Origin of the sequence: Candidatus Protochlamydia sp. W-9 (assembly GCF_001950615.1) — a bacterium.
GTDB lineage: Bacteria > Chlamydiota > Chlamydiia > Chlamydiales > Parachlamydiaceae > Protochlamydia > Protochlamydia amoebophila.
Genome location: NZ_BCPZ01000302.1, coordinates 1 through 11,080 on the forward strand (window position 1 = coordinate 1; position 11,080 = coordinate 11,080).

Sequence of the window (11,080 nt, forward strand, 5' to 3'; positions counted from 1 at the left end):
AACAGGACAGCTTCCAAGTTCTTTTTTTATATTTCTAACAAATTTTTTTTTGTTAATGAAAATCAAAAAAGTTATCTATATTTTATATTTTAGTAAAAAAAGTTTTATATCATTCATAATTAAATAAAATGATTTTAAATGATATTTTGTCGAAAATAAAATAGAAGGAAAAGAAAATTTTTAAAGTTTTAGCAATAATTAAGTTATATTTGTCAAAATAGGCTCTAGTGATTAAATTAAATCAGAGCACGTTCAAATAGAAACTCAGGAAAAATATGGCATTAATTAGAACAAAAATTGTTTGTACAATGGGACCTGCTTGCAATTCCTTGGAGAAAATTATTGAGTTAATAAACGTAGGAATGAACGTTGCAAGGTTGAATTTTAGTCATGGAACTCAAGAAGAACATTTAAAGACAATTAATCTTTTAAAAGAAGCGAGATGTCAACTTAACTTACCTTTAGCCATCATGTTAGATACAAAAGGGCCAGAAATACGACTAGGAAAAATTCGAGATGGACAAATTTTTTTAACGGTAGGTCAAAAATGGCGGTTAGTGAAAAAGGAGGTTTTAGGAGATGAAAGTCAAGTTTCTATTTTTCCTCTCAATATTTTAGATCAACTTCCTGTTGGAACAACAATTTTATTTGATGATGGGTATATTGCCTCACGCGTTATTGAAAATTCATCCGAAGGTGTGCTTGTTGAAATTAATAACAGCGGGATGATTCGTTCAAGTAAAGGAGTTAATATTCCCAATACAAGCCTAAATTTGCCTGCTGTCACCGAAAAAGACATTGACGATATTCGTTTTGGATGCAGCCAGGATATTGACTTGATTGCTGCTTCCTTTGTTCGTTCTGCAGAACATGTCTTAGAGATTAAGCGTTTATTAGCTGATGAAAAAAAAACTGATATTTTAGTTATTGCAAAAATTGAAAATAGTGAAGGGGTGCAAAATTTTGATAGCATTGTCCAAGCAGCAGACGGAATCATGATAGCAAGAGGAGATTTAGGGGTTGAAGTTCCTTTAAGCCATGTTCCTAGATTGCAGAAAATGATGATCCGTAAAAGTTATTTGGCAGGCAAGCCAGTTGTGACGGCAACGCAGATGTTAGAATCAATGATCAATAACCCTAGGCCAACTCGTGCAGAAACATCTGATGTAGCAAATGCGATTTATGATAGTACATCTGCTATCATGCTTTCAGGAGAAACAGCAATTGGTCGTTATCCTGTTGAGACGGTTAATGTGATGCGAAGTATCGTAGAAGAGGCTGAAGCTGATTTCAACTACAGTACTTTTTTTGATCAACATGCTCCTTTAGTTTATCATGATGTTCCCTCTGCTGTGACTTTAGCTACTGTAAAAACAGCTTACAGTTCTAGCGCTAAAGCTATTTTTGCTTTTACTAAAGCAGGAACAACAGCACGACTTTTATCAAGACTTAGGCCTAAAATGCCTATTATTGCGATGACAGCAAAAGAAAAAATTTTTCATCAGTTGGCATTTAATTGGGGAGTTATTCCTTTTCTCAGTGAACCTTGTAACTCTTTAGATAAAAGTTTAAAAAAAATCAGTGATTTTGCTCTTGGAAGTCAACACGTCAGCTATGGAGATTTGGTTGTGATTACTGCAGGAACTCCTTTTGGATTTTCAGGAACGACCAATATGATGATCGTTGAAAATATTGGAGATGTTTTGGTAAGAGGGCACTCTGGATATGGTATACGTGTGCATGGGAACGTAGTAATAGTTCTTGCTCCTCAGTCTAAAGCACCTTATGAGGTCAAAGATCAGGTACTTGTGATTGCCAAATGTGATGAGAGTTATTTATCCTTAATGAAGGAAGCTTCTGCTATTATTTTACAGAACCATATCAATGATTTTGCGTCTGAAAAATACGCGAAGAAGATTGCTCTGAGTTTAGGTAAGCCTATTCTTCTTCGAGCTGATGCGGCATGTCAAATTTTAAAAGAAGGACAGCTTGTTACTCTCGATCCTGAAAAAGCCCTTGTTTACAAAGGAGTTGTTTTGGAACAATCGTTGGCGAGTGGAGAATTTTCATGAGTGCTGTCCAAGCATTCCCTTTTCATTTATTTTCTTATATTTCGCCATTTTACTATCAAAATTATGTTGTAAACAGCAACCAGCAAACTTTTGTTTTTCATCGAAAATTTATTCCCATTATACAAAAATTTTTAGAATTTGGAACTTATAATGATATACATCGAACAGGCATTGGTTTATCTCATTCAGTCTCTTTGCAAACAGATTTAAATAATGTCCTGCAATTTTATGCTTTAGGGCATTTGCCTCAATCAATTTTGGAAGATTTAAAAACACGTCAAAAAGAACAAATTCGCCAACTTGAAGAAATATCGCAGCATTATGCTCTTAATTTATTGAGCTCCATTCTTTCTGCTAGCCAGATAGACCCAAATTTGGAGTCAGAAAACTCTTTAGCATTTTTTGATCAACTTGAATTATGTGCGCTAAGAAATAATGCTGAGAAATTTATTAAATTATTAAGCGAAAAGTCGTTAGATTTGCAGCATGAAAGCTTGCTTGATCAAATTTATCAAATGATGAAATTTTTTGATAAAGATGCTTTTGTTAAAGTGGTTACTGCTTTCAAACAAGAGCTCTCTGTCTGCGATTATCAAAGAGCTTTAAGCATTTATTTGGAAGCTAATCCAGATCAATTGGACGAATTAATCTATGCTGCGCGAGAACCGGAATTTAAAATTGAATTGATAAGTTTAATTGACGATCTTGTTGTTCGGTTAATGTTTTTTGAACAATTTCCATTAAAACTTTCTTCGAAGATAGTTCAACAAAAACTTATCAAACCACTTTTCGAAGAAGAAACATACGAAAAAATATATCCCTATGCTCATCAATACCAATTATTTATTTTAGAAGGATTTTCAGCAAGGGTACCGCCTAGTCCAAAACTATTTTTAAAAAAACATTTAGAATCTATTTTCAAAGATTTTGCAAGTCAACCAACAATTTTTCATTTAGACCATTGTACAGAAAGAATTATACAGGCTTTTCAAAAAGAATTAAAGAGAGAGAATACGCAAGAATTCATAGTTTTTGCTGTCCAACAAGTGACGCAATTATCTATGGAATTTTTTATCGATCTGTATTCCAAGAATTTTTTGCCAATTACTATTACTATCCGGCAACGCAGATTGTTTCATCCAGTATTTATGCAAGACTTGGAGAAAATAAAAGATTTTATTCTCCCTATTAAATCCATTCTGGAAAAAGTTTTTGAGAATAACCTTGAATTAAAGTTGCCTGAAGCACAGAAATTTTTATTAGACGAACAGTACATTGAGAAAAAACTTATTTCTATCGCGTGTCGTTTGTTTCAAAAGCAATTTTCTCTTAAAAAAGAATTCATCCTTCAATATATCAGTAAAAAATTACAACCCTTTTACTTTAAACCTTTTGATTTAAATTTTTTACAGCCAGACTTTTTTTTAGATGATTTAAAAAAGAGATTAAAACGCGCTGACTTAAATCCGAGCTTAAGTAAGAGCGATAAGGTTTTTCTGATTTGTGTCTATATTCGAAAACGAAAAGAAATAAACGATTATCGAAAATGTTCGGTAAGCTTTTTGGAATTAGGGTTTGAAATTAGTCAATTGATGCCCACGCTTAAACTTTCGAAAATTTTTAAACTAAAAAGATTATATCGAAAGCAAAATAGTCCTAGAAGTTTTGTGGAAAAAATTTTTAAAAAGGGCCAAGATGAAATTTTAAATGCAATAGATGAAAATCATTTAATCGACGAGCTCGTACGGCTTAGTTTTGATCATTTTTCATTTAACTTAGACGTTTTAAACGAAAGCTTTTTTTCAGATATTGAACGAATATTAAATATTAAATTTAGGAAAGGATGGACTCAAGAACTAGCTTTTCACGCCATGATGTTAGCTAGGACTTATATATTAAATTTTTATAGGATAAAGATTGTTACCTATTTAAGTAAATACTGTTTGCTCTCTGAGCAAGAACAGCATTGCCTCTATCCAGAATTTTTCTCTGATTGCGAATTTATGGAATACATTCAAAGTCAAGTGTATCTTTTGCAAAAAAAAATTTTAAAATCAGCCCAAATATCAAATTTACTCAAAAATTATGAAAATCAATTTTTAAATACTTCTACAATGTCATGGTTGATCGAAGCTTCTGATAAAAATTTTCAACAAAAATTTTGCAAAGAGCATTTTTTTCTTGAGCAAATGAGCAATTATTTTACTAAATCGTTTGCTTCAGATCTAACATGGGTTCGACTAAATAGTCGTCGAGTGTTAGCTGAAGATTTACCTACGAATAAGGAATTTTTAAGGGATAGATCGTTACAAATACCTTTAACAGATAATTTAAACAAACAATCATCAACTCATAGTTCCCGAAAATTTATGACTTTGACAGATTCTTCGACATTTTTAATCAGCCTAGAAGAAAAGATGATTGAAAGTAGCTCAGAAAATGTTTTAGCAGGAGAAGATCTTTTATTTATTCTTCGCATGTGGATTCGAAAAACTGTCGAAGATAAAAATGCGAATTTAGATAAACCTATTAATCCCTATAATACAAGTAAAGAAGCTGTGGATATGCAAATTATTGAAGAGATTCAAGAAGATCTCGAAAAAATTTTTAAACCAATGCTATCTAAATATTATTCACGATTACCAAGTAAATATAGATATGTCTATGGTGGAGCTTTGCTCAAAAGAGAAATCATTATCCAAGCTAATCATGCAAAAAAAAGAAAAGAACTATTAGGTTTACTTAAACGGAATGAATTTCCATTGTTGAATAATACTCAAAGCAGCGATTGAAGCTGTATCAGTGCGCAGAATGTTAGTATGTAACCTGACTCCTTGCACACCCATTTTTTTTAACTGCTGCCGTTCTGCATCACTCCAACCACTTTCAGGGCCTGTAAAAAAAATAATAGGGTAAGAAGATACTTCATTTGCAGCAGCAAGAAAGGGGGCATGGGGATCTAAATCGCCAAAAAAAGCCTGTGAAAAAATACTATCCCATTGATTTAAAGCCGGCTTAAAAAGAATTTTAGGAAGAGTTAAACGCCCACATTGTTTCATAGCGGCGATTATTAGAGATTGGGCGCGTTCTTGTTGGTGAGGATAAATTTCTTTTTGGAAACTTAGTTGACCGGGGAAAAGCCAAAATTCATCGACGCCTAGCTCTGTTCCTTTCTCCAAAATAAAGGCTAAGCGATCAGGTTTGACATAAGCTTGAGCTAATATTAAGCGTGAAGAATCCATTCGTTCAGTTTTTATTTGATCTATTAGTAAGACTGCTTGGCCTTTATGGATGTCTAAAACAGTAGCCTGGGCTAAAATGCTTTTACCATTCACCAGTTCAACACGCTCACCTTTTTTTGCCCTCATCACGTGCGTAAGATGGTGAAATTCATTATCTTTTAATACCACATGTTGATGCAAAGATATTTCTTCAGAGGTAAAAAAACGCTCAGCTGGCATTAGTCGGAACTCCTTGAGATAAGGCCGGAATTTTAATCCGAATTTCTTGATCTTTCAAAGAACTTTCTAATTCCAATTTTTGATTCGGATTTAAATAAAGAGTTAAACGTTGCATGTAATTGCGGAATCTTTGCCTGAAATATTTTTCCCTTTGTTGAACTTTCGATTGAGAATACCCATTATTTGATTTGGTATTGCTAAGTAAAAAAGCTGCGTAAGTATCCTCTAAGTGAGAGTCATCAATAAAGCCAATTCCCCATTCAAGTTTACGACGCTCTGTTTTTGGGGCTGTTACAATTTCAATTTCTAAATTATCTTTGACAATTTCAACAAAAAGTTTACTGACATTACTAGCGAGTAAGGGGAGCTTTAAAATAGGAATATGGTTCTTCATATGAACATAATCATTAATTGCTAAAGCATAGGTATTAGGGTTGATTTCATCGCTATACTTAAGAGGATAATATACATGTAAAGGAAGGTCATTTTTCAAAGGAATTAACTGCTGTTTCAAAAAGCTTAAATGAAGAAATTTTGATTCAGGGTCATTTAAAGCAACAGGGCCTCGTGCTAAAAAAGGAATAGATATTTTTTTCCAAGCATCTGGAATGTAGAAGTTAATTTCATCGTCGTAAGGACTTGTCGATTGTAAAGAATCTAATTGTTCTTTTGAGATTTCATTGAAATCAAAAGTAAGCTCAAGCCCTTGATTTTTCAGATTAAGGACTTGATCTTGAGGACCGCTGACAGTTTGCATTAAAACGATAGGCCAACTATCTAAAAACTCGTATCCTTTTGGAACTTCACCAATTGGTCGATGGATGGTAATTGGAATTTTTTCTGTGAGCATTTCATCCATTTTAATTACAAATTCGGGATGGCTAACCGCTGCCACATGTTTATTTAAATTGACATCTGGATTTAAACTGATCAAATTTTTCTTTGAAATTTGGACTATTTCTTCATTGGCTCTGTTGGAAACATCTATGATTACTTCAAGATCACCTGGTTCCAATTGCTCTATGACACTTTTAGTACCGGATAATGTCAAAGTTGCTCGTTTAGCAAGAAAACCATTAGGAAGCAAACCCGGAATTGCTTTATCGGAGGGAAGATTAATCACTCTGACAGGAACAGACGGAATTGTTTTTGTCGAAGTAATAGTATGACTGACAAAAATCCAGATCACCGTCGCTGTTACTAAAGCAACAAGTTTTTTCTGCCATTGATAAAAAAAGAAATGAGAAATTAACGGTTCCATAGTTTAAATTGCTCCCAAAAGTTTAAACTGGTTGGAACCGTGCTCTTGGGAGGACTGAAGACACTTCTAATAATACCTTTAAAGCGGTCTACTTTTACTCCACGTGTCATAATTCCATCCCGTGCTATAGAAACTTTACCCGTTTCTTCTGATACAACAATCACAAGTGCATCGGTTAATTGGCTAATTCCAAGTCCAGCTCGGTGTCTTGTCCCCATAGATTTAGATAAAAGCGTACTATCGTCAGCTAAAGGTAGAATAGTTGCTGCAGATAAAATCGTCGTTCCTCGAACAAGAACAGCCCCATCATGCAAAGGTGTTGTGGTAATAAAAATAGATTCTAATAACTCAGGGGAGAATTGCGCATTAATTAATACTGCTTTGGTGGCTAAGTCTTCTAAAGAATCTTGATTTTCAAGAACGACAAGGGCTCCTATACGCCTTTCTGATAAGCGGTAAATAGATTGAGAGATGCTTTCAAGAAATTTATCGAACTCTGTCACTTCGCGATATTTTTTAGTTTTTAAACTGAGTTTAGATAAAGAAAGTCGAATTTCTGGCTGAAAGATAATTAATAAAGCTAATACAGCGACGTTGACAACATAAAACATTAGTTTTTCTAAGACAGGCAAATTTAGCCATTTAGAAAGCGCAAAGAAAGCTAAAAAAGCTAAACTTCCATAAAGCACATCCATAGCACGCGTATTCCAAAAAAAAGACAAAAGATAGTAGACGAACAAAGCTATGATCAATATCTCTATTCCTGGAATGAACAGCTGAAAAATCCACATACACTATGCCAAAACTTGCTTTAGGTTGAAAAAAATTGTTGCATCACTTTTAAAATGTCTTTATGAGCTGCCACATCATGGACACGCAAAATATCTACTTTAGCAAGAATCGCTAAAGTATTGGCCGCTAATGTTGAAGGAAGTAGTTCTGGATAAGTTTTATGAATGATTTTTCCTAAAAAAGATTTTCTGGAAAGGCCTATTAGAAGAGGGAATCCCAATTCTTTAATTTTGTGTAAATTTTGTACAATTTTCACATTATCGGCAACCGTTTTTCCAAAACCAACCCCAGGATCTAAAATAATTTGCTTTTCTTGTACTCCTTCGGATAGTAATAAGTCTATTTGCTTAGAAAACCACTCTATTAAAAAAGGAATCACTCCCGATGGATAAATAGGATTATTTTGCATCGTTGTTGGAGTTTCATGCATATGCATAACACAAATAGAAGATCGAGTTTCAACAGCTAACTTTCTCATAAAGGGGTCTCGAAAACCAGATACATCATTGATTAAGCTTGCCCCTGCTTTTAAAGCCTCTTCAGCAACTTTTACTTTCATTGTGTCAATTGAAATAGGAATCGAAAGTTCGGCTTTTAAATGCTGAAGAACCGGAATGACGCGATTTAACTCCTCTTTTTCAGAAACTGGTTTTGCACCAGGTTTTGTGGATTCTCCCCCAATATCTAAAATATCGGCTCCTTCAAGGAAAATTTGTTTACCCCTTTCAATTGCTAATTGGGGATCAAACCATCGTCCTTGATCAAAAAAAGAGTCGGGGGTAACGTTAAGTATTCCCATTAACTTTGTGTGCATCTTGATACCAATTATTGGATTGAATTTGCATTTTTCTCCTTGAAATTCAACATTTTTGTTGGCATCTTACAAGGATCGGTTTTTGGAAATAGTAATTTTTATTTCCCTAAATTTCAGAATATAGACTTTCAAAGAGAAAAATTCAAATTCAGTAACACAAAAATTGACCGTTTATATTTTTAGATTTCTTAAACAGACACTAATGAGGTTTAAGTGTGGATGTTTTGATATTAGCTAGAATTCAATTTGCTTTGACAATCATGTTTCATTATATTTATCCCGTTTTGAGCATTGGTCTTGGATTGATTATGGTCATTGTTGAAGGATTGTATATAAAGACTAAAAATCCTATTTATTTGCGCATGGCACAATTTTGGACAAAAGTTTTTGCGCTCACCTTTGCGATAGGCGTGGCGACAGGAATTGTCATGGAATTCGAATTTGGGACAAATTGGGCAACGTATTCTCGTTATGTGGGAGATGTCTTCGGAAGCGCTCTTGCAGCGGAAGGTGTTTTTGCTTTTTTTCTTGAATCTGGATTTCTAGCGGTTGTCATTTTTGGTTGGAATCGAGTCAGTCCTAAGTTTCATTTTTTTGCAACGACAATGGTTTGTTTGGGGGCCCATTTTAGTGCTATATGGATTGTAATTGCAAATTCTTGGATGCAGACACCGGCAGGCTTTAAAATTGCCGGAGAAGGAATGAATGCGCGAGCAGAAATCACTGAATTTTGGGAAATGGTTTTTAATCCCTCTTCAATGATACGTCTTGGCCACGTCATTTTAGGGTGTTGGTTAGCAGGAGCTTTTTTAGTCATTAGTATTTCGGCTTATTATTTGCTTAAAAAGAAGCATCAAATTTTTGCGCGAAAATCAATCATTATTGGTTTATGGGTTGCTTTCATAACATCTATTCTGCAAGCTTATTCAGGGGATAGTAGTGGTAAAGTCGTTGCTAAATATCAACCAACTAAGTTAGCAGCGATGGAAGCTCTTTATCAAACGGAATCAGGTGTCCCTTTAACATTATTTGGTGTTGTAAACACTGAGGAAAAGAAAATTGATTATGCTATTCAAATCCCAAAATTGCTCAGTTTTTTGTCATTTGGAGATTGTAATGCTGAAGTGAAAGGGTTAGATCAGGTTAATCCTGAGGACTGGCCCAATGTGCCAGTTATATTTAATGTTTATCGATTAATGATTGCTATGTGGGCACTGATGTTCTCACTATCAATAGCTGGATTATACTTATGGTATAAAAAAACGTTAGAAAATCATCGCGGTATTTTATGGGTGATGGTTTTTTCAGCTATTTATGCACAAGTGGCTAATCAAGCAGGTTGGTATAGTGCAGAAACAGGACGTTATCCTTGGCTTGTCTATGGCTTATTACGCATTTCTGAAGGGCTTTCTAAGAGTGTTAAAGCTAATCAAGTTTTGGGCTCCATTATCATGTTTATGTGTGTTTACCTCTTATTGTTTATTCTATTTGTGTATATGCTCAACGAAAAAGTTAAACATGGTCCGGAAGAGGAAATAGAAGATGATTCTTCTACTCCTTATCATGGACTTCATCATTTGGTAGAGGAAAATCATCATGATACCCGTCTCTAATTTAGAATTTGGTTGGTTTACAATTTTTGTCATCCTGCTTATAGGCTATGCTATTTTAGATGGATTTGACTTAGGAGTCGGAATGCTCCATTTGTTTGCAAAAAAAGATATTGAAAGACGGGTCATGTTAAATTCGATTGGGCCAGTTTGGGATGGCAACGAAGTATGGTTAGTTACAGCTGGAGGAGCTTTATTTGCTGGGTTTCCGGATATTTATGCAACAATGCTTTCAGCTTTTTATGTTCCTGTCATGGCTTTACTCAGTGCTTTAATTTTTCGCGCTGTGGCTATCGAGTTTCGAAGTAAGAAACAGATGGCTTGGTGGCGCTGGACTTGGGATATAGCCTTTTCCCTGGGAAGTTTGATGATAGCTTTCATTTTGGGACTTGTGATGGGAAATCTTATTAGGGGAATGCAGTTAGATGGTTATAAAGAATTCATTGGTCAATTAGAAGATCTTTTACAACCCTATGCTCTTTTAGTTGGAGGAATGACAGTTTTTCTCTTTCTTATGCACGGTTCAATTTACATTCTGATGAAAACAGAAGGGGAATTTCATGATCGGATGAGAACGAAAGCGGTTTCCTGTATTATCATTTTTATTATTGCTTACGCTATTACCACGATGGCAACTTTAATTTATATGCCTCATATGATTGAAGCTTTTCGCCATAATCCTTTTTTCTTTATAATTGCTCTTATCAATTTATTAGCTGTTGCTAATATTCCCCGAGAAATTTACTTTGGAAAAGATTCAAGAGCTTTTATCTGTTCTTGCCTTAATATCATTTGTTTACTTGCTCTGTATGCAATAGGAACTTATCCTAATGTCATTCGCTCTATTGATCAGCCAGACGTTCTTAGTTTAACTATTTATAATTCTGCCTCCTCAGTTAAAACATTGGAAATTTTATTTTTAATTGCTTTAATTGGAGTCCCTCTTGTGATTGCTTATACAACAGCCATTTATTATATATTTAGAGGGAAAGTTAAAATCGATCCTCACAGCTATTAAGCACACATTTTAAAATATATTTTTGAGGTAAATGCGTTTTTTAAGAAATATA

At 34.2% G+C, this 11,080-nt stretch carries 8 protein-coding genes; 4 read left to right on the forward strand and 4 right to left on the reverse strand.

Annotated elements, in window-relative coordinates:
- The first annotated feature begins 275 nt into the window (after positions 1–275).
- Positions 276–2,072 (forward strand): pyruvate kinase, encoded by a 1,797-nt coding sequence (gene pyk / locus BU804_RS08840; RefSeq protein WP_075883786.1) that lies wholly within the window; start codon positions 276–278, stop codon positions 2,070–2,072.
- A complete protein-coding gene (locus BU804_RS08845; protein WP_075883787.1) occupies positions 2,069–4,864 on the forward strand; it encodes a hypothetical protein in 2,796 nt (931 codons plus the stop codon). The genes pyk and BU804_RS08845 overlap by 4 nt, the downstream gene beginning before the upstream one ends.
- On the opposite strand, the gene BU804_RS08850 is transcribed toward BU804_RS08845, so the two are convergent.
- Genes BU804_RS08850 through folP form a run of 4 tightly spaced genes read right to left on the reverse strand, consistent with a single transcriptional unit; the run spans position 4,811 to position 8,400 of the window.
- Positions 4,811–5,533, reverse strand: coding sequence for an RsmE family RNA methyltransferase (locus BU804_RS08850; RefSeq protein ID WP_075883788.1), 723 nt, complete (start codon positions 5,531–5,533; stop codon positions 4,811–4,813). The genes BU804_RS08845 and BU804_RS08850 overlap by 54 nt on opposite strands.
- The gene (locus BU804_RS08855; RefSeq protein ID WP_075883789.1) at positions 5,523–6,794 is read right to left on the reverse strand and encodes a hypothetical protein; all 1,272 of its coding nucleotides are present in this window, start codon (positions 6,792–6,794) and stop codon (positions 5,523–5,525) included. Before BU804_RS08855 ends, BU804_RS08850 begins: the two co-directional genes overlap by 11 nt.
- Positions 6,782–7,585 (reverse strand): diadenylate cyclase CdaA, encoded by an 804-nt coding sequence (gene cdaA, locus BU804_RS08860; protein WP_039358416.1) that lies wholly within the window; start codon positions 7,583–7,585, stop codon positions 6,782–6,784. Before cdaA ends, BU804_RS08855 begins: the two co-directional genes overlap by 13 nt.
- Before the next feature lie 20 nt (positions 7,586–7,605).
- On the reverse strand, positions 7,606–8,400 hold the full coding sequence (gene folP / locus BU804_RS08865) for a dihydropteroate synthase (RefSeq protein ID WP_075883790.1): 795 nt from the start codon (positions 8,398–8,400) through the stop codon (positions 7,606–7,608).
- 215 nt (positions 8,401–8,615) lie between these two features.
- Between folP and BU804_RS08870 the strand changes: the two genes are divergently transcribed.
- Positions 8,616–10,013: a cytochrome ubiquinol oxidase subunit I gene (locus BU804_RS08870; RefSeq protein WP_075883791.1), complete on the forward strand. Its 1,398-nt coding sequence runs from the start codon at positions 8,616–8,618 to the stop codon at positions 10,011–10,013.
- Positions 9,997–11,028, forward strand: a complete 1,032-nt coding sequence (gene cydB, locus BU804_RS08875; RefSeq protein WP_075883792.1) for a cytochrome d ubiquinol oxidase subunit II — start codon at positions 9,997–9,999, stop codon at positions 11,026–11,028. The genes BU804_RS08870 and cydB overlap by 17 nt, the downstream gene beginning before the upstream one ends.
- The last annotated feature ends 52 nt before the right edge of the window (positions 11,029–11,080 follow it).

Coding starts and splice junctions, on each gene's coding strand:
- BU804_RS08850 (WP_075883788.1), bottom strand. CDS start 5,533: ATGCCAGCTGAGCGTTTTTTTACCTCTGAAGAAATATCTTTGCATCAA.
- pyk (WP_075883786.1), top strand. CDS start 276: ATGGCATTAATTAGAACAAAAATTGTTTGTACAATGGGACCTGCTTGC.
- BU804_RS08845 (WP_075883787.1), top strand. CDS start 2,069: ATGAGTGCTGTCCAAGCATTCCCTTTTCATTTATTTTCTTATATTTCG.
- BU804_RS08855 (WP_075883789.1), bottom strand. CDS start 6,794: ATGGAACCGTTAATTTCTCATTTCTTTTTTTATCAATGGCAGAAAAAA.
- cydB (WP_075883792.1), top strand. CDS start 9,997: ATGATACCCGTCTCTAATTTAGAATTTGGTTGGTTTACAATTTTTGTC.
- folP (WP_075883790.1), bottom strand. CDS start 8,400: ATGCACACAAAGTTAATGGGAATACTTAACGTTACCCCCGACTCTTTT.
- cdaA (WP_039358416.1), bottom strand. CDS start 7,585: ATGTGGATTTTTCAGCTGTTCATTCCAGGAATAGAGATATTGATCATA.